The following is a 19522-nucleotide window of genomic DNA, read 5'->3' as shown; positions in this document are numbered from 1 at the left end:
ATTAGTTTACCATCATTAGGCCCTATTTTAATCGGAAGGAGCGCCAAAAAATGCACAAAGTTTTTGTGGAGTATGCCATAAAGCCGGAGAAACGCGATGCATACTTGCAGTATATGCGCCGCCTGGCACATATGGAAAGGCGTTTGGAGGTGCTGGAGGGAACGGACCAGCCCGGTCTGTTCGTCGAAATCTGGAGCGGGGTGACGCCGGCGGAATACGCGGCGATGAAGCGGGGACGGCTGGAGGGAGAAGCAGCGGATTTGGAAGCGTCGGCAGGGCGTAAGCCGGCCGATCGATCCGCGCCAGCAGACCCGTCTCTTGCCGACGGCTTGTCCGAGGCGAACGACGGTTTGCCGCAGCCCGAATGGGAGCAGTGGGTGCAGGGGGGGGCGGCGAAGCTGCATATGTGGCATTTTACGGCGATTGACTAAAAAGGTGGACTAAAAAGCCGCCGCTTCGCGCCGGACGCAAAGCAGCGGCTTTGATAAGCCATGAGATTACGCCGAATTAACGGCGGGGCGCTGTCATCGAGCCGCCGGTGTTGGCGAACGGGTACGAATAGTTCAGCTCTTCGTCAAAGGTGATGTAGTCGAGATTGACCATCAGCAGCAGATAGCGCATGCCGGTAGCCGGATCGCTGATGATGATGTGGTCGCGGCCGGCAGCTTCCAGACGGCCCTTGAAAATTTTGGCGTTCCACTCGGAGTTGTTTTCATAGGTCATGTACAGGGTCGCTATTTTGCCGAGATTCAGGCGCAGGATGTTTTCAATAAACGATTCTTCGGCCGGAAGCAGACCTGGCACGTTAACGCCGCTCGATGTCAAGGTCGGAGTCACTGTTGTGCCGTTGGGCAGAATCGTCGAGCCGTTCGGCACCATCGGTACGTTGGCTCCTGTCGCCGGAAAGTTCGGATACGGATAGCCGTAAGGCACAGGCGTTGCCATTTTGTAAGGATTGTTCATCATTTCCATTTGTCCTCCTCTGGTTCCCGTTCAAGGCGGGGGGCGGTTTTCCTTAATCATCATATTGTGCATGCGCCCAATTGGTGACAACAAAAAAAGAACCCTTGCAGGTTCTTTGTCATCTCCGTGGGCAGCCGATGCCGCTTTATGTAAGCATGAATTTGTAGCCGACGCCCCAGACGGTCTTGATATATTTCGGCTCCTTGGGGTCCTTCTCGATCTTCTTGCGCAGGTTGGCGATGTGTACGTCGATAGCCCGTTCGGTGACGTAAGAATCGAAGCCGCGCACCCGGTTCAGCAGCTCCTCACGGCTATATACCCGTCCTTGATTTTGCCAGAACAGCTTCATGATTTCAAATTCGGAGAATGTCGTTTCGATCTCATGGCTGTTGACGTACAGACAACGCTTGTCCGCATCGAGCTGGATCGCTTGATCGCTGACAGGAGCCGGAGCGGCCGGCGGCGGAGCGAACGATTGCGCCCTGCGCAGCAAAGCTTGAACGCGCGCTGACAGCTCGCGCATGCTGAACGGCTTGCACATATAGTCGTCTGCGCCTGTTTGCAGGCCACGAACGCGATCCGATACTTCGCTTTTGGCGGAAACCATCAGAATCGGTACGCTGGACACGCTGCGAAAAGAGGAGCAGAGCTGGATGCCGTCCACATCCGGCAGCATAATATCCAGAACAATGACATCCGGGCCAAATTCGCGAAAAAGCTGCTCGCCCTGCGTGCCGTTCTCGGCGCGCTTGACCTGATAGCCTTCTTCGAACAGGTAAATCGACATCATCTCTCCGATGCTCAGATCGTCCTCGATAATCAATATCTTAGACATTGTTGCTTATCCCCCCTCTACGTTCATCATGTACCGCGCCCGATGGTGCCAAGCTGGAGATTCATCTATGTATCGCATCACGAGTGTTGCCGGACCAGTTGTATTCGAGTCGCTGGGAAGAGATATCTATTTTCACTATAACTCATCCATTATTGTCGCGTCCAGTGCTTTTCGATTTGTCAAAAAATTGCGTAAACGAAAAAAGAAGCCTTTCGAGAAGCGCTCCAAACGGCGGCTCCGGCGAAAAAAGGCTTCCCTGTACATGAACCATGTGTCCGGCTTCATACGGTCAAATGCTTGCGGACCTGTTCCTCACTCAGCGCTTCGGCGCTGCCTTCGGCCACAATCGTGCCCTTGTCCACGACATAATAGTAGTCGGCGATGCTTGTAGCAAACTCCAGACTTTGCTCCACCAGCAGCACGGCGATTTCGCGGCTGCGCTTGATCGTTTCAATAATGGCTTCGATCTCCATCACAATCGACGGCTGAATGCCCTCCATCGGCTCGTCGAGCAGGAGCAGCTTCGGTCCGGCGGCCAAAGCGCGGGCAATGGCAAGCTGCTGCTGCTGGCCGCCGCTCAAATCGCCGCCTTTGCGGTGCAGCATCTGCCGCAGCACGGGAAACGTCTCGAACACCGAGTCCGGCAGCTTGCGCCGGCGGTCAGCGGCGGCTTCCAGCCCGAGCAGCAGATTTTCCTCCACGGTCAGCTGACCGAAAATATCCCGTCCCTGCGGTACATAGCCGATGCCGGCTTTGGCCCGGAGGTCGGAGGGAAGCGAGGTCAAATCCCGGCCGTTGTAGGTGATGGAGCCGGTTTTCGGACGCAGCTGGCCCATAATTGTTTTCATCAGCGTCGTTTTACCGACGCCGTTGCGGCCCATCAGGCAAACGATTTGCCCGGGCTCAACCTGGAGGTTGACGTTGCGGACCACGGTGCTTTCTCCATAGCCCGATTCGATATTTTGCAAGCTAAGCACTGCGCTCCACTCTCCTTCCCAAATATACCTCGGCGACCTTGTCGTCGTTTTGAATTTCCGCCATCGAGCCTTCGCGCAATACGGTGCCCTCGTGCAGCACGGTGACCGTTCTGGCAAACTGGCGTACAAATTCCATATCGTGCTCGACGACGATGACGGTTTGCTTTTCGCTGATTTGATGCAGCAGCTCGCCGGTTTTTTCCGTTTCGCTGTCGGTCATGCCGGCTGCCGGCTCGTCAAGCAGCAGCAGATCGGGCTCCTGCATCAGCAGCATGCCGATTTCGAGCCACTGCTTCTCGCCGTGCGACAGCGATCCCGCTTTGGCTTGACCTTTGTCGGCGAGCCCGATCATCGCCAGTCGCTCCATCAGGCGCTCCTGCTGCTTCGCAGTCGTTATGGCCCGCAAGGCGCTGAAAATGCCGCGCGGCTGCTTCATGGACAGCACCATATTGTCCATTACGGTCAGCATGGCAAATACCGAAGGGGCCTGAAACTTGCGGCCGATGCCGATCTGCGCGATCTGGTGCTCCTGATGCCGGGTCAAATCAATCTGATTTTTGAAAAATACCCGGCCCTGCGACGGCTTCACCTTGCCGCAAATCACGTCGAGCAGCGTTGTTTTGCCCGCGCCGTTCGGGCCGATCAGGAAGCGCAGCTCGCCGCGCTCCAGCGTCAGGTTGAGATTCTGAATCGCTTTGAAGCCGTCAAAGCTGACCTCCAGCCCCTCCACGCGTAAAATAGGGGTGTCTGCCGCGGCAGCCGCGCCGCTTTGCTGTGCGTTGGTCTTCTTTTGCATGACGAATCCTCCAATCCTGAATAAAGTTAAGGCGAGCTGATTTCACCGCGCGGCGGCAATTCCCGTGCTGCAACGACGGCGCTGAGCTTGGGCTTGCGCCAGCGGGGCAGATAATGGGCAATCGTACCGACGATGCCCTTGGGCATAAACAGGACGACGACGATAAACATAGCACCGAGCATAATCGGCCACCATTCGGGGTAAGCCTCGCTGAACGTCGTTTTGGCGGCGTTGGTGATCAGTGCGCCAAGTACGGCTCCGCCAATCGTTGCCCGTCCGCCGATCGCGACCCACAGCACCATTTCAATAGAAGGGACGATACCCATTTGCGCCGGGGAAATGATGCCTTCCTGCAGAACGAACAGCACGCCGGCGAGTCCGGCCAGCGCTGCCGATACGCAGTAGATGAATACCTTGAACGCCACCGGGTTGTAGCCGATAAAGCGGACGCGGTTCTCGCCGTCGCGGATTGCGGTCAGAATGTGGCCCATCCGGCTTTTGACCAGCAGAACGGCAAGCACGAGCACAAGCAGCACGACAGCGAGCGTCATGTAAAAGAAAAACAGCTTTGTTGACGGCGAACGCAGGTTGAAGCCCAGGAACGTATCGAAATTGGTCAAGCCGTTGGTGCCGCCAGTGAAGCCTTGCTGACCGACAAACAGGGTAACTGTAATAATGACCAGTGCTTGGGACAAAATGGAAAAGAAGGCACCTTTGATCCGATTGCGGAACGTGAAGTAGCCGAGAATGAAGGCGACGGCAACCGGCACGGCCAGCGCCATGATCAGCGCAAAGCCGGCGTTCTGGAACGGAGCCCAGAACCAGGGCAGCTTTTCGACGCCGCTCCACGACATGAAGTCGGGCAGCTCGCCGCCGCTTGCACTGAGCTTGAGGTGCATCGCCATGCAATAGGCGCCGAGTCCGAAGTAAACCCCGTGACCGAGACTCATAATGCCGGTATAACCCCAGATTAAATCAATGCCGATGGCCAGCACGGCGTAAGCGAGAAATTTGCCGAGCAGCGACAAGCGAAAATCGGACATAAACAGCGGTGCGAGCGCAAGCAGCACAAAGCTGACGGTGTAGACTGCAAGCTTGAGTTTGGCATTTCCGTTGGCTAACATCGAGCCCATCACTTCCTTTCGTTAATCCAGCGATCTGGAACGCATCGTGACCAGACCGAGCGGTTTCCATTGCAGGAAGGCAATGATCAGCGTGAACACGAGCACCTTGCCGATCGTTGCGCTGGTTGTGTATTCAAGCGCGGTATTGAAGACGCCGATGCCGAGCGCTCCGGCTACGGTGCCGACCAGCTTGCCGATGCCGCCGAGTACGACGACCATGAAGGCGTCGACGATGTAATAGGTGCCGATCGTCGGCCCGATTGGTCCGAGCAGCGTCAGGGCGCATCCGGCAATGCCGGCCATCGCCGAGCCGAAGGCGAACGATTGGGCGTCGACGCGTCGCGTCGAAATGCCGAGGTTCGCGGCCATGCTGCGGTTCTGCATGACGGCGCGCATCCGGCGGCCGCCTGCGGTGCGGTACATGTACAGGTAAATCGCCACGATGCACAGCGCCACCAGCGCGATGATGAAAATGCGCTTGTACGGCAGGATCAGATCGGCCGACAGATGCAAGCCGCCTTCGAGCCAAGCGGGAGCTTTGACGGCTACGTTAGGCGCGCCGAAGATCGAGCGGGCGACCTGCTGGAGCACCAGGCTGACGCCCCAGGTTGCGAGCAGACTATCCAGCGGCCTTCCGTACAAAAAGCGGATCAGCAGCGTTTCCAGCAGCCAGCCGATAACGAACGCCACGCCGAAGGCGACGCCAAGCGAGACGACGAAATACCAGCCGAACGCCGAAGCGGGCAACCATTTTTGGAACAACTGCTGCACCATATACGCCATGTAGGCGCCGATCATGATGAATTCGCCGTGGGCCATATTGATGACGTTCATCAGCCCGAACGTGATAGCCAAACCTAGTGCAATCAGCAGCAGAATGGAGCTCAGGCTAAGTCCGTTAAATAATTGCAAGAATAGCAGGCTCATTGCTTCACCTCATCTTTCAGGATGGAAAATGCAGGACTGCCGTCCGGCAGCCCTGCTGGAAGTGTCGTTATTTTTTCGTGACTTCTGCGCCCCACGGGTAGGTTTTCAGGTACGGATCAGGCTTGATCGGCGAGCCGGAATTCCAGACTTCCTTGATTTGTCCGTCTCCTTGAATCTGTCCGATCCGCGCGGTTTTCATGATGTGTTGGTTCTCACCGTCGATCGTGACCTTGCCTTCCGGCGCGTTGAATTCGATGCCTTTGGCTGCTTCCTTCACCTTGTCGATATCGAAGGAGCCTGCTTTTTTCACGGCTTCAGCCCACAGATAAACGGCCGTGTAGCCCGCTTCGATCGGATCGTCGGTTACGCGGTCCTGACCGTATTTGGCTTTGTACGCTTCAACGAATTTTTTGTTTTCCGGCGTGTCGGTCGTTTGGTAGTAGTTCCAGGCGACGTAATGGCCTTCGAGCACGGAAGCGCCGATGCCGCGCACTTCTTCCTCGGCAATACTGACCGACATGGTTGTCAGGTCGCTGGCGGTAATGCCGGCGTCTTTTAGCTGCTTGAAGAACGCTACGTTGCTGTCGCCGTTGAGCGTATTGAACACGACGTCCGGCTTTTCTTTTTTGATTTTGCTAATAATTGTGTTGTAATCGGTGTGGCCCAGCGGCGTGTATTCCTCGGCGACGAGCGTGCCGCCTTCGGCTTTGAGCTGCTCCTTGATGATTTTGTTAGCGGTTCTCGGGAAGACATAATCGGAGCCGAGCAGATAAAATTTCTTGCCTTTATTTTGCAGCAGCCAGGTTACGGCAGGAATGATTTGCTGATTGGTTGTAGCGCCCGTATAGAAAATGTTCGGGGAAGATTCCAAGCCTTCATATTGGACCGGGTACCAGAGCAGCCCCTTGTTTTGTTCGACGACCGGCAGCACCGCTTTGCGGCTGGCCGATGTCCAGAGCCCAAAGATCGTGGCGACGTTGTCTTTTTGAATCAGCTTTTTCGTTTTCTCGGCGAAGGTCGGCCAGTCGGATGCGCCGTCTTCGATAATCGGCTTGATTTTTTTTCCAAGTACACCGCCTGCGGCGTTGATTTCGTCAATCGCCAGCAGCTCGGCGTCGCGAACCGATACTTCGCTGATCGACATGGTGCCGGTCAGGGAGTGCAAAATGCCTACCGGGACGGTATCTCCGGAAGCCGCCGCCGCGCTTGCCGTGCCCTCTGGTGCCGTTGTGCCGCCCGAGGTTGTCGTCGATGACGTGCAGCCCGTGAGCGCAATCATCACCGCCATACTGAAGGGTAATACATACTTGCCGACTTTTCTTTTCTCTCTCATTCAAGTCCCTCTCCCTTTAACAAGTTTTGGATTACATGGCCTATCATAAAGGTAGTGTGATGTTAATGTCAATATACATAACATAAAAATGTTTGTGATAGTTAAAAATGGGGTGAAAAAGCAGGGTTTACTGGTATTATTAACTAAATTACGAAATCTCGTCATAAAATAGACCTAATTTTATGTTATATATTATGACATAATGGATTTACATTTGCTGAATAGACGAATATAATGGGTGTTAGAAGTTGTTAATATTCGGCTTTTCGATGAGGTGAGATCGTGTATTTAACGGAAAGAGAGAAGGAAAAGCTGCTGATTACGGTAGCTGCCGATCTGGCGCGCCGCCGGCTGGCTCGGGGTGTGAAGTTGAATTACCCTGAAAGCGTAGCTTTAATTACATCTGAAATTATGGAGGGAGCCCGCGACGGGCTGACGGTCGCTGAATTGATGCAGTTGGGCACGCGGGTGCTTACATCCGCGCAAGTGATGGAAGGGGTGCCGCACATGCTGCATGAGGTGCAGGTGGAAGCGACGTTCCCTGACGGAACGAAGCTGGTGACGGTGCATCAGCCGATTGCGGAATAAAGCAACCATATGGATAAAAGGAGGGGAAGCCGGATGATCCCTGGAGAATATCGGACGCAAAGCGGCTATATTGAGCTGAACGCCGGCAGGCACACCGTTGAGGTGCTGGTGATGAACAAAGGAGACCGGCCGGTGCAGGTGGGCTCGCATTTTCATTTTTTTGAGGTGAACCGCGGTTTGGCGTTTGACCGCACGCTTGCTTACGGCATGCGGCTGGATATTCCGGCCGGCACGGCCGTGCGTTTTGAGCCCGGCGAAGAAAAGCCGGTACGGTTAGTCGAGCTCGGTGGCGCGAAGCTGGCCTATGGGCTAAATGGGCTCAGTCGCGGCCTGGCGGCGCGCGGTCAAATGCCGGAAGAGACGAAAGCGCGGTTGCGCGAATGGGAGGAGGAGCAGCCGTGACGCAGATGGAACGCAGCAGCTACGCTTCAATGTTCGGCCCGACCAAGGGCGACGCCGTGCGGCTGGCCGACACGGAGCTGTGGGCGGAAATCGAACACGATTACACCGTTTACGGCGATGAATGCAAATTCGGCGGCGGCAAGGTCATTCGCGACGGCATGGGCCAATCGAGCCGCGCGGTACGCGACGAAGGCGTGCTCGATACGCTGATTACGAATGCGGTGATCATCGATCATTGGGGCATCGTCAAAGCGGATATCGGCATCAAGGACGGCCATATTGTCGCCATCGGCAAGGCGGGCAATCCCGACATTATGGATGGCGTGCACCCGCAGATGATCGTGGGCGCAAGCACCGAGGTCATTGCCGGGGAAGGCAAAATCGTCACAGCTGGCGGCATCGACGCGCATATTCATTATATATGTCCGCAGCAGATCGAAACGGCGTTGTCCTCCGGCGTCACAACGATGATCGGCGGCGGGACCGGACCGGCCACGGGTACGAACGCAACGACATGTACGCCGGGCGCATGGCATATGCGGCGAATGCTGGAGGCGGCTGAAGGTTTTCCGATGAATCTCGGCTTTACCGGCAAAGGCAACGCCTCGTTCGTCGAACCGCTGATCGAACAGATCGAAGCGGGCGCCATCGGATTGAAGCTGCATGAGGATTGGGGCACGACGCCGGCAGCCATTGATACGTGCTTGTCGGCGGCCGAACGCTACGACGTGCAGGTGGCGATTCACACCGATACATTAAATGAAGCGGGATTTTTGGAGGACACGCTGGCGGCGATCAAGGGCCGGACGATCCACACGTATCATACGGAGGGCGCAGGCGGCGGTCACGCTCCGGATATTATCCGCGCGGCTGCGGAAAGCAACGTTCTGCCGTCTTCGACGAATCCGACGCGGCCCTATACGATCAACACGATCGAGGAGCATCTTGACATGCTGATGGTATGTCATCATCTCGACAGCCGCATTCCCGAAGACGTCGCCTTTGCCGATTCGCGGATTCGTCCGGAAACGATTGCTGCCGAGGATATTTTGCACGATATGGGCGTGTTCAGCATGCTCAGCTCGGACTCCCAGGCGATGGGCCGGGTTGGCGAGGTGATCATCCGGACGTGGCAAACCGCGGACAAGATGAAAAAGCAGCGCGGGCCGCTCGCTCCCGATACCGGGCAAAGCGATAACTTCCGCATCAAGCGCTACATAGCCAAATATACGATCAACCCGGCGATTACGCATGGCGTATCGCATCTGGTTGGCTCGCTGGAGCCCGGCAAGTTCGCCGATCTCGTCGTGTGGAGTCCGATGTTCTTCGGCGTCAAGCCCGATCTGGTGCTCAAGGGCGGCAGCATCGCTTACGCCCAGATGGGCGATCCGAATGCGTCGATTCCGACGCCGCAGCCGGTGTTTGGCCGGCCGATGTTCGCGGCGTTCGGCAAGGCGCTGGCGGCCAGCTCGATTACGTTTGTCTCGCAGGCGGCGTACGAGGGGGGCATTGCCGAACGGCTTGGCCTGCACAAGCGGGTGGAGCCGGTGAAGGGCTGCCGCAGCGTCAGCAAAAAAGATATGATTCACAACGCCGAAACGCCGTCGATTGAGGTGAATCCGGAGACGTATGAAGTTAAGGTCGACGGCGAGCCGATCACTTGCGAACCGGCGACGGAGCTGCCGATGGCGCAGTTGTATTTTCTGTTTTAAAGATGGGTGAGCAACCAGTGGCCTCCGGTCGATTCTTCACCGGATTTTTAAAAGCAGGTTGTAGACCACAATGAGGTGAACGGGCGATGGCGAAGCGGATAGACGATATAGATAAAGCGGCGCAAGGAGATCGGGACGAGGGGACCGGGAACGGACGCAATGATGCGCACGCTGCCGCTCCCGTCGCAGACGCGCCTGGCGCTTATGGAAATTACCACTGGCTGGCCTATCAGCAGCTGCTGGATTCGGCGCTGCCGATTGGCGGGTTCTCGCATTCCTTCGGGTTGGAGACGCTGGTGCAGCAGGATCGTCTGGTCACGCTGGAAGATTTGGAAGGCTATGTGCAGACGATGCTGTTCATGAGCTGGACGACGTCGGATGCAATGGCGATCAAGGCGGTGTATCGCTATGCCCCGCTTGACCAGTGGTCGCGGGTGTGGGAGGTGGACCAGCTGCTGCATGTGCAGCGGGCGGCGGCCGAGACGCGCACCGGGGTCCAGAAGATGGGGCGGCGGCTGCAGCAGCTGGCACGGGCGATGTACCCGCAGCTGCCTTGGGCCAATCTCGACGAAGCGGTTGGAGCGGGGCGCTGCGACGGCACCCACGCGTTGATGCACGGCTGGGTCAGCTATCACTTGCAGGTGCCGCTGGAACGGGCGGTTGAGGGCTTTTTGTATACCTGCATCGTCACCTGTGTAAATAGTGCGCTGCGGTTGATGTCGATGGGGCAGACGCAAGGTCAGGTGCTGTTGGCGAAGCTGCTGCCGCTGACAACGGCGGCGTGGCGGCAAGCCGCGGACTTGGAGCCGTTGGACGCGTGGACGAACGCGCCGGCGGCGGATTTGGCGATGATGCAGCATGAGACGCTGTATTCGCGACTTTTTATGTCATAAATCATTTAGGGGAGGAATTACTATGTGTCAAGGACAAGGACATCACCACCACCACCAATGGGAGCAGCCGCAAACGGATCGCAGCCGACCGCTGCGCATCGGCATCGGGGGCCCGGTCGGCTCGGGCAAAACCGCGCTCGTCGAGCGGCTGGCCCGCAAGCTGCAGGATCGGCTGAGCATCGGCGTCATCACGAATGACATTTATACGAAGGAAGACGCGCGGATTCTGATTCGCTCGGAGGCGCTGCCGGAGGAGCGGATTATCGGGGTCGAGACCGGCGGCTGTCCGCATACGGCGATTCGAGAGGACGCTTCGATGAATTTTGAAGCGATTGAGGAGCTGGAGCGAAGATTCGAGCATCTGGACGTTATTTTCATCGAAAGCGGCGGGGACAATCTGGCAGCGGCGTTCAGCCCGGAGCTGGTGGATCGCTTCATCTATATTATCGACGTGGCGCAAGGCGAGAAAATCCCGCGCAAGGGCGGCCCGGGCATCATGCGCTCTGACATGCTGATTATCAACAAAACCGATTTGGCCCCTTATGTCGGCGCGAGCCTTGCGGTGATGGAGGAGGATACGAAAAAGATGCGCGGCGACCGCCCGTATATTTTTTCCAACCTGATGGGCGGCTCCGGTCTGGACGATATCGTCGGCTGGGTGGAGCGGGAGATCGGCCATGCCTGAAGGAGCAGGGGAGCTGAAGGCGGAGTTCGCCGTTCGCGGCGGACGCACGGTGCTCGTGCAGCGCTACCACACCTCCCCGCTCAAGATTGCCAAGACGTTTCGCGTAGAGCCTACGCGGTATGAGGGCGGTGGAGAAGCGGCTGAGCCGGGGGTGTTGGCTGCCGCTGCCGCAGAGGGGCGCGCCGGGCGAGAGGGTGCCGGTGCGGCTGTGACGGCAGCGGGGGCTGACGGCGGGAGCCGCGGAGCTGATGGGCGCGTTGGGCGTGCCGGTGCCGGTGCGGTGGTAGCGGCGGCTGGGGCCGACGGCGGGAGCCGTGGAGCTTATTGGCGCGTCGGGCGTGCCGGTGCCGGTGCGGTGGTAGCGGCGGCTGGGGCCGACGGCGGGAGCCGCGGAGCTGATGGGCGCGTCGAGCGTGCCGATGCCGGTGCGGTGGTAGCGGCGGCTGGGGCCGACGGCGGGAGCTGTGGAGCTGATGGGCGCGTCGAGCGTGCCGATGCCGGTGCGGTGGTAGCGGCAGCGGGGGCTGACGGCGGGAGCCGCGTCGCGGCGGCTACGTCCGCCCCAGGCGGTGCAGACGAACAGCAGCGGGACGGCGGCCGTCCGGTCCGCGGCGAGCAGGTTGCCGTCTACGTGATGGACTGCTCGCCGGGACTGATGGACGGGGACCGCTACGAGCTGAGCTGGTCCTTGCAGCCGGGGGCGCACGTTTACTTGACGAACCAGTCGTTTACGAAGGTGCACCCGGCTGGGGCCGCCGGCGGAGCCGTGCAGCGGCAGACGATCCGGCTCGGGCGCGAGGCCGTGCTGGAATATATGCCGGAGCCGGTCATGCTGTACGCAGACGCCGCTTATTGCGGCGAGACGGACGTACATCTGGAGCAAGGCTCCGTGTTGATGCTGTCGGACGTCCTTTGTCCGGGACGGACGGGCCGCGGCGAGCTGTTCCAATACAAGCGCTATGCGAATCGCATGCGCGTCTGGCACGGGGAACAGCTGATTTACGCCCAGCACCAGCGGGTGGAGCCGGCCGCGATGCGGCTGGCGGCTTCAGGGTGCTGGGAGGAGCAGACGCACCTCGGCACGTTGTGCGTCTTTGCCGAGGCGGTCGGCCCGCTGCATGTCGAGGCAGCTTTGAGCTGCCTCGAAAGCTTGGGCGATGGCCGCCTGCGCTATGGCGCGAGCCTGACGTATCGACACGGGCTGGTCGTGTCGGTGCTCGGCGGCAGCGCCTGGGAGCTGCAGCGCGCGCTGGCCGCGGTGTGGCAGCTGCTGCGCGGGCAGCTGCTGGGCTGCGGGCCGCTCGCGCTGGGCAAGTAGCGCGCCGGAGCTAAGCGGCGAGCAGACTGTGTGGCCGCGGGCGATACGCCACTTCGGCCACGCGCCCCGGTTGCCGCCCCTGCCCGGCTGCGGCGAGTTCACGCCGCGCCGCCGCGCTGGCCCATCTCGGCCACGCGCCCCGGTTGCGCTCCCACCCGGCTGCGGCGGGTTCACACCGCGCCGCCGCGCTGCCGTTCTGGGCACCGCAGCCAAGCTCATCGTGGCGCTCCACATCCGCGCATGGCGCGGCAACAAGCATTCGCTTAGGCGGATGCTTTTTTTGCTGCAACCGTATGACCGGCTCGGTCAGAGGAGGTGCGCGTGCGAGGGAGATAGCGTTAGCCGGCGAGCAGGTGCAGCCTCCCGCCGCGGCATCACGCCCGCAACGGATGGGGCGGCCAGGTTTCACGCATACTGAAAGGAGAATCGACAAAATCATGACAACTCTCCGTCGTTCATTGTCAAACGGTGCGCAGGTTGGTATTATTAGAATGTTAAACGTATGCAAATAGGCTGGTAAGCATGGATATACAGGAGGGCACACAAGTGAACAATCGAGTAAGCGGCGATGCGGCTGGAGAAGCGGCTTTGCGCCATGAAACGGCGGAAGAGGCGAGGACTGCGGAAGCTGCCGTCGAGCCGGTGACGTTGAAGGACTTTTATCGCTTGGCCAAACCGGGCATTATTTATTCGAATTTGATGACGGCGTTTGCCGGCTTCTGGATCGCTTCGCATGGCGACGTGGACTGGCTGCGGCTGCTTTATACGATGCTCGGCGCGGGTCTGGTGATCGGTGCGGGCGGCGTGCTGAACAACTATCTTGACCGGGAAATGGACGCCAAAATGGCCCGCACGCAGCAGCGCGCGCTGCCAAGCGGCAAGCTGAGCCCGAATACGGTGCTCTGGTACGGCATCATTCTCGGCCTGATCGGCGTGTTCATTCTCTACGTATTGGCCCGTTCGCCGCTGGCCACGCTGCTCGGCATCGCCGGATTGTTCCTTTACGTATGGCTGTATACAGCCTGGTTCAAGCGGACGTCGGTCTGGAGCACGTTCGTTGGCAGCTTCTCCGGCGCGGTTCCGCCGATGATCGGCTATTGTGCGGTGAGCGGCACGGTTGATCTCGGAGCGATTTTGCTGTTTTTGTTCCTCTTCCTCTGGCAGCCGCCGCATTTCTGGGCGCTGGGCATTCGTCGGATGGAGGAGTACCGCGCGGCAGGCTTCCCGCTGCTGCCCGTCGTGAAGGGAACGTTTGTGACCAAGGTCAGCATGGTTCGCTATATCGTGCTGCTCGTGCCGGTTTCCGTCATGCTGACGGTGTACGGCTATGTCGGCTATTTCTTTATGATTATCGCCACGGCGCTGGGCCTGATTTGGGCGTTGATGTGCGTGACCGGCTTCAAAACGAACGACGAAACCAAATGGGCCAAAAACATGTTTTTGTTCTCGATTATGTATTTGACGCTGCTTTCAATTATGATGGTCGTCGATACGGTCAAAGCGTAAGCGAATGGCCGGATGTCGCGCAGGCGGCGACACTTTTCCCATGGCGACATGGGATTTTCTTTTATGGGGAGGACGTTGGCAATGGGAGCTTTTTTGGAGAAAAACTGGTTCAAGCTGGCGGTCGGGCTGATTTTGCTGGCGATGATCGCGTCGTTTGCTTATAAGCTGTGGTTTGTACAAGGACCGGAGGATCACCATCTCGATCCGATGAAGGAAGCGCCTGCGTTCCAATTGCAGGACCTGGACGGGAATACGGTCAGCTCGAAGGATTTGGATGGCAAGGTGCGTCTGGTCTATTTCTTCTATTCCTATTGCCCGGACGTTTGTCTGCCGACATCGTTCCTGTTGTCCAAGGTTCAGGATTCGCTGAAGGAGAAGGGGTATTTGGGCAGCAAGGCGGAGATTGTTTCGATTACGATTGACCCGACGCGCGATACGCCGCAGGTGCTCAAGGAGTTCGGAGCGAAGTTCCACGCCGAGCCGGGCGGATGGACGTTCCTGCGCGGCGACGAAGCGACGGCGCAAAAGCTGGCCGAGGATTTCGGCATAATGGTGGTCAAGGACAAGGACGGCAACTTCTCGCACTCCAATGCGATTCTGATTGTCGATCCGAAAGGAACGCTGCGCACCTACTACGATGCCAACGATCCGCAGCTCGATCCCGAATTTATCGTCAAAGACGTCATGACCTTGTCTAAAGGAAAATAAAGCGAAGCCGCTGAGGGTAAGCCCGGGCGGCTTTTTTGCTGCGCCCTTGCGGCGCAAGGCTAGTCCGCCAGCGGAACGGTGCGGATATCCGGATTGTCCGGGTAGACGATATAAGCTTCCAAGCCGGCTTTCTCCAGCTGCTGGATCAAATATTCCTCCGGTGTGCCTTCAACTCCGGCGTAGCCCTTGCGCGTATAGATTTGCTCGGCGTCGGGGAACGTGTCGCGCAGCAAACCGCGGATGCGTTTGCCTGAGGAATCGTTGTCGGTAAACAGGTATACCTGTCGAGTGCCAACTTTGTGGCGCAACTCCTCCAGCGTGTCGGTACTCGGCGTTCCGAACGTGCAGAAGATCGTAATGTCGCCGTTCAAAACCCGCTTTAAGCGGCTTTTGTCGTTTTTTCCTTCCACAATGATGGCAATGGACATGGAAAACACCTCCTTGACCCCGTTTTTTGTAGTATAACCAGTTTTGACGCTACATCCAAGAGGGGCGATTCGACTACGGTGCGGAATGTGTCTTGATTTCCCGGGAAATGGCGCATAAGCTTGCTGACAAATCGCGGCTTGACGCAGCAGCTTTTGTCGGCTGGCCTAGCCATGAAAAAAGCGGCCTGCTTGCGCAGACCGCCGTTAACCTGTGTTTACAGGAATGTGCGAGAGATGATGACCAGCAGGATGAAGAGGACGAGAATCGTACCTGCCGACGTCCAATAGTTACCTCCGGGTTGCGCTACAGCTGTCATTGACAGTCACTCCTTTCTGCGAATTCAATCGTCAATTGACACGGTTAGTGTATGCCGGGCGGGCGCGGGAGCCTGTGCAGACGCCCAACTGCTGACGATTCGGGCGCTTGCCCGGTCATTAGGCCGGAGCCAGCCGCGAGGTGCGCAAGGGCAGCAAGGACAGAGCCAGCATCAGCACGAAAAATGCGATGAAATAAGAGGACATGTAATCGCGCAGTTGGCCGGCGAGCAGCGGACCGAAGAAAGCCCCGACGGAAAAGGAAATCGACAGCAGCGAAAAAACGCGGCCGTACCGGCTGCTGCTGGTGATGCTGGCGAGCAGCGCGGCAAGCGCCGGAAAAATAACGCCCTTGCTCATGCCGATCAAAAACAGCGAGACGTACAGCGGCAACGGCCAATGAACGGCCATGCCGAAGAAGATCATCGCCAGCGCAATGCTTCCGGCGACCGTGCGCAGGAACGGCGAGACGCGATTGAGGAACAGCAGACTGAGCGTGCACAACGCGCCAAGGCTAACCAACGAGAAGAAGACGCCGGAGGTGAGAATCGAGCCGCGGGCCGCTTTCATCAGCGGCAGCTCGAAGAACAGAATGCCCTGAGAGCAAGAGATCGCCATTGGCACGAGAAAAAATAACCACGGTACGGCGCCGCTTGCTTCTTCGCCATTCTGACCGTCCGGCAGCCGGTGACCGTGGCTGTCATAGCGGGCAGGCTTTGCCGCTGACGCGTCGCGGTCATCGCTGGCATGTCGCTCGCCGCGATGCTCTTTAAGCCCGACAATGGCCAGAACGCCAGTGACGATCAGTATCCAGCCGAGCACGCTGAAGGCGGTTGTAAAGCCGATTTGGGCGACGAGGTAGGCGCCTGCTGCCGGTGACACGACGGAGGCCAGCGTATGGACAAGTCCGTTACCGGCCATCAGCTTGCTCTGATGAACGCGGTCGCGGGCGATTTTGGCCAGCAAGGCCAGACATGCCGGTGAAAGGAACGCCAGCACAAAGCCGCTGATCGAACGGATATACAACAACTGCCACGGATCGCTGACTCTGGATTGAAATATCAGCACAATCCCTGCTACAATCAGGCTAAAGATAATGAAAAACTTGCTGCCGTATTTATCGACCCCGTAGCCGGCGATCAGATTGCCCGGCAGATGGGTGATCGAATAGACGCCGAGGATGAGCCCGATAAACGAGGGCGCGGCGCCCAGTGACAAAGCAAAGGGCGACAGGATCGGATACTGCGCGTGCAGATCGAAAAACGCAACAAACATAAACAGGTACAACCAGATGGCTGTTTTCAAGTTTTTCACCGCCTTGATGGAATGGGCTTGGCCCGTCTGCTCTCTTTTTTAGATGTACGCCCCTTGTCCCCAGGTTATGACCTTGCGGTCAAAAAGACATCAATCTTCCGGACTTGCTGGCAATCGCTTGCCGTCGCCGGAGCGGAAAGGAGCCCGCTATGGATAAATTTGTGCTTATGGCTATTGCGCTTGGCGTGGTTGCTGTTATATTTCGGCTGCGCGGCGCGTATCGTAAATCCAGAATGAATATGGACAAGGGCGCGCAAATCGCGAAGAAGCTGGAGGAGCTTCGCAAAAAAAGAGATGAAGAATAGCGTCCTGCTGTAGTATGATTAGGAAGGAAATCGGGACAAAGTGAGGGGGATTGGATTGGATCAGTGGATTGCCTTTGCACAGGATCGCTGGTATTTGATCGTAGCGGCCGTCATTGTGTTATTTGTCATCGTGGGCATCGTCAAGACGTTCGTAAAATGGGTGCTCATCATTATAGTAGTTGGCTGCTTGGTGTTATACGGAGCGAACTATAAGGATAAGCTGCAAAGTGTAGGTGCAAGCGTCGCCAGTCAGGTTGGCCAGGAGGTCAAGGATTCGGCGATCAAGGCTTTGGCCGGAGAAGCGAAGGAAGCCAAGTTCAAAGCGAACCCGGACGGCTCGTACGAGGTGACGACCAAAAGCTTGAAGGTGTCCGGCAATAACGGCTCCGATGAGGTGGAAGTTACGTTTATGGGCAAAAGCTTCACGATGAACGCCAACGCGGCAGTTAAAGCTTTTATCGATCAAGCGAAGAAAAATTCACAATAGCATACGGGAGGCCGGCCGCGATGGGCGAGATGAGCGCAGCTTGGAGCAACCTGAATTTCATATCGATCGCCATTGCCGCCGCATTCCTTGCTTCGGTCGTGCAGGGCGTCCTGCGCGGCGGGTCGGGCTCGGCTCGCCGCTTGGTCGCGATGCTGACGGACGGTCTGATCGCGCTGATCAGCATTTACGCAGCCTGGAAGGGCGTGCAGCTCGTATCGCCGTTGCTACAGACGTGGCTCAAACAGCAGAATGTACAAATTCCCGCGGGTCCGATGGGCATGCTCAAGCAACTGTACTACACGATGGTGACCAGCGTACGGGACTTTCCTCTGCTGCGCTTCGGCGTACTGTTTCTGATCGGCTATGTTGTGATCAAGCAGCTGCTTTATGTGCTGCTCGATCCGCTCTTGAAGCGGGTGCTGGCGCAGCGGATCGCGCTCCGGCAGCCGGCCGGGGGGCCTTCGTTGCTCAGCTCTGCGGCAGGAGGGACACTTGGCGCCGTCGTTGGCGCAGCGCGCGCGCTGATGCTGATTGCGGCTTTGTTTATTTTCGTCACCTTTTTCCCACATACGCCCGTTGCTTCGTACATTCAGGCTTCGCAGATGTATCAGAAGGGGGCGGAGAAGGTCATTGCGCCGTTTACCGGCGATTTTCTGGCCGAGAAGGCTCCTGTATTTACGCGGGCTGTGGAGCAGGAATTCAGCAACATTTTACAGCGGAAATACGAGGTGCTCGACGCCAACATTCCGGACGATATTTCGGCTGCTGCGCGCGAGGTGACGGCGTCGGGAACGACGGATGAGGACAAGGCGCGGCTGCTGTACCAGTGGGTCGGCACGCGTGTGCAGTATGACTGGGACAAGGTCAATTTGTACGAGGAGCAGCGGATCTGGAAGGAGCAGACGCCGGAGGACACGTTTGCAACGCGCAAGGGCGTGTGTATCGACTATTCGCGGCTGTATGCGGTCATGGCCCGTTCCGTCGGGCTTGATGTCAAGGTGGTCACGGGACTCGGCTATGACGGCCAGGGCAGCTACGGACCGCATGCGTGGAACGAGGTATATTTGAAGGAAACGGATAGCTGGGTGCCGCTGGATTCCACTTGGGTCGCCAGTGGTGGCAATTGGTTCAACCCGCCGAATTTTGATCAAACGCATATCCGGGAAGCTTGATGTAAAGCAGCCGCTCTTGCAGCGGCTGTTTTTGTGTTTTTGAGGAGAAATATCAGTTGAAGGGCATTTTCATCAGAGCACTGATGCGTTGTTCGTTTAAGCCGCCATTGGCTTCAAGTTGTTGAATAATCAGTTGCTGCCGTTCAGTGGAATGATTTTGGCTAAGCTTGGCTTTGCCTTCGATTTTGGAAATCTGGATTTTAAAGCCCCGTATGCTGCGAGTCAAACCATTTATCCATTCGGGATCCATATCTTGCAAGCCATAACCGCTCTGTGGCTGCTCATATGTAGCGATCATGTCGCGCAATCCCGCTACAAGCTCATCTTGGACATCAATGAACTCCATTGTGCCATAGACATGTACGGCTACATAGTTCCATGTCGGCACTGCTTGATTCGTTTCGTACCATGATGGTGAAATATAGCCATGTGGACCATGAAAGACCGTTAAAACAGTTTGTTCACCGAGATCGCGCCATTGTGGATTGGCAGCTGCAAAATGGCCGTATAAATACTTTTCGGAAGAATGAAGCAGAATCGGCAAATGAGAGGCATAAGGCAACCCGTCGTGAAGTGAAAATAAAGTAGCGAAGCTATTTTCCCTAATGATCGAGTAGGCTGTGGGCATGTCCAATTGAAAGTGAGCTGGAATATACAAAATGTAACCCCCTTGTCTGATGTGAGTGAAGTGTCAGAGCACATCTTATTTCAAGATATCATAATGAATAAGTCGG

23 protein-coding genes are annotated in these 19522 nt (G+C 57.4%); 12 read left to right on the top strand and 11 right to left on the bottom strand.

Annotation, left to right across the window (positions count from 1 at the left end; genetic code table 11):
- The first annotated feature begins 50 nt into the window (after nucleotides 1-50).
- Nucleotides 51-431 carry a hypothetical protein gene (locus B5M42_RS13425; RefSeq protein ID WP_134750927.1) on the top strand — a complete coding sequence of 127 codons (381 nt, stop codon included), beginning with the start codon at nucleotides 51-53 and terminating at the stop codon, nucleotides 429-431.
- Nucleotides 432-507: 76 nt separating this feature from the next.
- On the opposite strand, the gene gerQ is transcribed toward B5M42_RS13425, so the two are convergent.
- The 7 genes from gerQ to urtA form a co-directional block, all read right to left on the bottom strand.
- Nucleotides 508-966, bottom strand: coding sequence for a spore coat protein GerQ (gerQ, locus tag B5M42_RS13420; RefSeq protein ID WP_134750929.1), 459 nt, complete (start codon nucleotides 964-966; stop codon nucleotides 508-510).
- A 142-nt stretch (nucleotides 967-1108) separates the two neighbouring features.
- Nucleotides 1109-1798 (bottom strand): response regulator transcription factor, encoded by a 690-nt coding sequence (locus B5M42_RS13415; RefSeq protein WP_134750931.1) that lies wholly within the window; start codon nucleotides 1796-1798, stop codon nucleotides 1109-1111.
- 281 nt (nucleotides 1799-2079) lie between these two features.
- Entirely contained in the window at nucleotides 2080-2775 is a 696-nt protein-coding gene (gene urtE / locus B5M42_RS13410) for an urea ABC transporter ATP-binding subunit UrtE (protein WP_134750933.1), read from the bottom strand.
- On the bottom strand, nucleotides 2768-3571 hold the full coding sequence (urtD, locus tag B5M42_RS13405; RefSeq protein ID WP_134750934.1) for an urea ABC transporter ATP-binding protein UrtD: 804 nt from the start codon (nucleotides 3569-3571) through the stop codon (nucleotides 2768-2770). Before urtD ends, urtE begins: the two co-directional genes overlap by 8 nt.
- Before the next feature lie 26 nt (nucleotides 3572-3597).
- A complete protein-coding gene (gene urtC, locus B5M42_RS13400) occupies nucleotides 3598-4695 on the bottom strand; it encodes an urea ABC transporter permease subunit UrtC (protein ID WP_134750936.1) in 1098 nt (365 codons plus the stop codon).
- A 21-nt stretch (nucleotides 4696-4716) separates the two neighbouring features.
- Entirely contained in the window at nucleotides 4717-5622 is a 906-nt protein-coding gene (gene urtB, locus B5M42_RS13395; RefSeq protein ID WP_134750938.1) for an urea ABC transporter permease subunit UrtB, read from the bottom strand.
- Between the two features lie 67 nt (nucleotides 5623-5689).
- The gene (gene urtA, locus B5M42_RS13390) at nucleotides 5690-6910 is read right to left on the bottom strand and encodes an urea ABC transporter substrate-binding protein (RefSeq protein ID WP_407946123.1); all 1221 of its coding nucleotides are present in this window, start codon (nucleotides 6908-6910) and stop codon (nucleotides 5690-5692) included.
- Between the two features lie 327 nt (nucleotides 6911-7237).
- Here urtA and B5M42_RS13385 point away from each other — a divergent pair, with 327 nt between their 5' ends.
- The 8 genes from B5M42_RS13385 to B5M42_RS13350 all read left to right on the top strand — a co-directional run bounded on the left by B5M42_RS13385 (nucleotide 7238) and on the right by B5M42_RS13350 (nucleotide 14767).
- Nucleotides 7238-7543 (top strand): urease subunit gamma, encoded by a 306-nt coding sequence (locus B5M42_RS13385; RefSeq protein ID WP_134750942.1) that lies wholly within the window; start codon nucleotides 7238-7240, stop codon nucleotides 7541-7543.
- Between the two features lie 33 nt (nucleotides 7544-7576).
- Nucleotides 7577-7945, top strand: a complete 369-nt coding sequence (locus tag B5M42_RS13380) for an urease subunit beta (protein ID WP_134750944.1) — start codon at nucleotides 7577-7579, stop codon at nucleotides 7943-7945.
- Nucleotides 7946-7950: 5 nt separating this feature from the next.
- A complete protein-coding gene (gene ureC / locus B5M42_RS13375; protein ID WP_268999202.1) occupies nucleotides 7951-9657 on the top strand; it encodes an urease subunit alpha in 1707 nt (568 codons plus the stop codon).
- Nucleotides 9658-9743: 86 nt separating this feature from the next.
- Nucleotides 9744-10550 carry an urease accessory protein UreF gene (locus tag B5M42_RS13370; protein ID WP_134750948.1) on the top strand — a complete coding sequence of 269 codons (807 nt, stop codon included), beginning with the start codon at nucleotides 9744-9746 and terminating at the stop codon, nucleotides 10548-10550.
- A 22-nt stretch (nucleotides 10551-10572) separates the two neighbouring features.
- A complete protein-coding gene (gene ureG / locus B5M42_RS13365) occupies nucleotides 10573-11235 on the top strand; it encodes an urease accessory protein UreG (protein WP_134750950.1) in 663 nt (220 codons plus the stop codon).
- A complete protein-coding gene (locus tag B5M42_RS25345) occupies nucleotides 11228-12553 on the top strand; it encodes an urease accessory protein UreD (protein WP_134750952.1) in 1326 nt (441 codons plus the stop codon). Before ureG ends, B5M42_RS25345 begins: the two co-directional genes overlap by 8 nt.
- 546 nt (nucleotides 12554-13099) lie before the next feature.
- The gene (cyoE, locus tag B5M42_RS13355) at nucleotides 13100-14059 is read left to right on the top strand and encodes a heme o synthase (protein WP_230632893.1); all 960 of its coding nucleotides are present in this window, start codon (nucleotides 13100-13102) and stop codon (nucleotides 14057-14059) included.
- An 81-nt stretch (nucleotides 14060-14140) separates the two neighbouring features.
- Nucleotides 14141-14767, top strand: a complete 627-nt coding sequence (locus B5M42_RS13350) for an SCO family protein (protein ID WP_134750956.1) — start codon at nucleotides 14141-14143, stop codon at nucleotides 14765-14767.
- A gap of 59 nt (nucleotides 14768-14826) precedes the next feature.
- Here B5M42_RS13350 and B5M42_RS13345 read toward each other — a convergent pair whose 3' ends face one another.
- The 3 genes from B5M42_RS13345 to B5M42_RS13335 all read right to left on the bottom strand — a co-directional run bounded on the left by B5M42_RS13345 (nucleotide 14827) and on the right by B5M42_RS13335 (nucleotide 16815).
- Entirely contained in the window at nucleotides 14827-15195 is a 369-nt protein-coding gene (locus B5M42_RS13345; protein ID WP_134750958.1) for a toprim domain-containing protein, read from the bottom strand.
- Nucleotides 15196-15410: 215 nt separating this feature from the next.
- Nucleotides 15411-15512 (bottom strand): YjcZ family sporulation protein, encoded by a 102-nt coding sequence (locus B5M42_RS13340; protein ID WP_209280666.1) that lies wholly within the window; start codon nucleotides 15510-15512, stop codon nucleotides 15411-15413.
- A gap of 118 nt (nucleotides 15513-15630) precedes the next feature.
- On the bottom strand, nucleotides 15631-16815 hold the full coding sequence (locus tag B5M42_RS13335) for an MFS transporter (protein WP_134750960.1): 1185 nt from the start codon (nucleotides 16813-16815) through the stop codon (nucleotides 15631-15633).
- A gap of 158 nt (nucleotides 16816-16973) precedes the next feature.
- Here B5M42_RS13335 and B5M42_RS13330 point away from each other — a divergent pair, with 158 nt between their 5' ends.
- The 3 genes from B5M42_RS13330 to B5M42_RS13320 are packed head-to-tail and all read left to right on the top strand — an operon-like array spanning nucleotide 16974 to nucleotide 18788.
- Nucleotides 16974-17129: a hypothetical protein gene (locus B5M42_RS13330; protein ID WP_167689704.1), complete on the top strand. Its 156-nt coding sequence runs from the start codon at nucleotides 16974-16976 to the stop codon at nucleotides 17127-17129.
- A 55-nt stretch (nucleotides 17130-17184) separates the two neighbouring features.
- Complete coding sequence (locus B5M42_RS13325) at nucleotides 17185-17616, top strand: hypothetical protein (RefSeq protein ID WP_134750962.1); 432 nt, start codon at nucleotides 17185-17187, stop codon at nucleotides 17614-17616.
- Between the two features lie 20 nt (nucleotides 17617-17636).
- Nucleotides 17637-18788 carry a transglutaminase-like domain-containing protein gene (locus B5M42_RS13320; RefSeq protein WP_134750965.1) on the top strand — a complete coding sequence of 384 codons (1152 nt, stop codon included), beginning with the start codon at nucleotides 17637-17639 and terminating at the stop codon, nucleotides 18786-18788.
- A 52-nt stretch (nucleotides 18789-18840) separates the two neighbouring features.
- On the opposite strand, the gene B5M42_RS13315 is transcribed toward B5M42_RS13320, so the two are convergent.
- Entirely contained in the window at nucleotides 18841-19446 is a 606-nt protein-coding gene (locus B5M42_RS13315) for an FMN-binding negative transcriptional regulator (RefSeq protein ID WP_134750967.1), read from the bottom strand.
- Nucleotides 19447-19522 lie beyond the last annotated feature (76 nt).

This window comes from Paenibacillus athensensis, from assembly GCF_004514475.2.
GTDB lineage: Bacteria > Bacillota > Bacilli > Paenibacillales > NBRC-103111 > Paenibacillus_AL > Paenibacillus_AL athensensis.
This window is presented reverse-complemented; position numbering and strand designations above follow the sequence as displayed.

Coding starts and splice junctions, on each gene's coding strand:
- B5M42_RS13425 (WP_134750927.1), top strand. CDS start 51: ATGCACAAAGTTTTTGTGGAGTATGCCATAAAGCCGGAGAAACGCGAT.
- gerQ (WP_134750929.1), bottom strand. CDS start 966: ATGATGAACAATCCTTACAAAATGGCAACGCCTGTGCCTTACGGCTAT.
- B5M42_RS13415 (WP_134750931.1), bottom strand. CDS start 1,798: ATGTCTAAGATATTGATTATCGAGGACGATCTGAGCATCGGAGAGATG.
- urtD (WP_134750934.1), bottom strand. CDS start 3,571: ATGCAAAAGAAGACCAACGCACAGCAAAGCGGCGCGGCTGCCGCGGCA.
- urtC (WP_134750936.1), bottom strand. CDS start 4,695: ATGTTAGCCAACGGAAATGCCAAACTCAAGCTTGCAGTCTACACCGTC.
- urtB (WP_134750938.1), bottom strand. CDS start 5,622: ATGAGCCTGCTATTCTTGCAATTATTTAACGGACTTAGCCTGAGCTCC.
- urtA (WP_407946123.1), bottom strand. CDS start 6,910: ATGGCGGTGATGATTGCGCTCACGGGCTGCACGTCATCGACGACAACC.
- B5M42_RS13380 (WP_134750944.1), top strand. CDS start 7,577: ATGATCCCTGGAGAATATCGGACGCAAAGCGGCTATATTGAGCTGAAC.
- ureC (WP_268999202.1), top strand. CDS start 7,951: ATGGAACGCAGCAGCTACGCTTCAATGTTCGGCCCGACCAAGGGCGAC.
- B5M42_RS13370 (WP_134750948.1), top strand. CDS start 9,744: ATGGCGAAGCGGATAGACGATATAGATAAAGCGGCGCAAGGAGATCGG.
- ureG (WP_134750950.1), top strand. CDS start 10,573: ATGTGTCAAGGACAAGGACATCACCACCACCACCAATGGGAGCAGCCG.
- B5M42_RS25345 (WP_134750952.1), top strand. CDS start 11,228: ATGCCTGAAGGAGCAGGGGAGCTGAAGGCGGAGTTCGCCGTTCGCGGC.
- B5M42_RS13350 (WP_134750956.1), top strand. CDS start 14,141: ATGGGAGCTTTTTTGGAGAAAAACTGGTTCAAGCTGGCGGTCGGGCTG.
- B5M42_RS13345 (WP_134750958.1), bottom strand. CDS start 15,195: ATGTCCATTGCCATCATTGTGGAAGGAAAAAACGACAAAAGCCGCTTA.
- B5M42_RS13340 (WP_209280666.1), bottom strand. CDS start 15,512: ATGACAGCTGTAGCGCAACCCGGAGGTAACTATTGGACGTCGGCAGGT.
- B5M42_RS13330 (WP_167689704.1), top strand. CDS start 16,974: ATGGATAAATTTGTGCTTATGGCTATTGCGCTTGGCGTGGTTGCTGTT.
- B5M42_RS13320 (WP_134750965.1), top strand. CDS start 17,637: ATGGGCGAGATGAGCGCAGCTTGGAGCAACCTGAATTTCATATCGATC.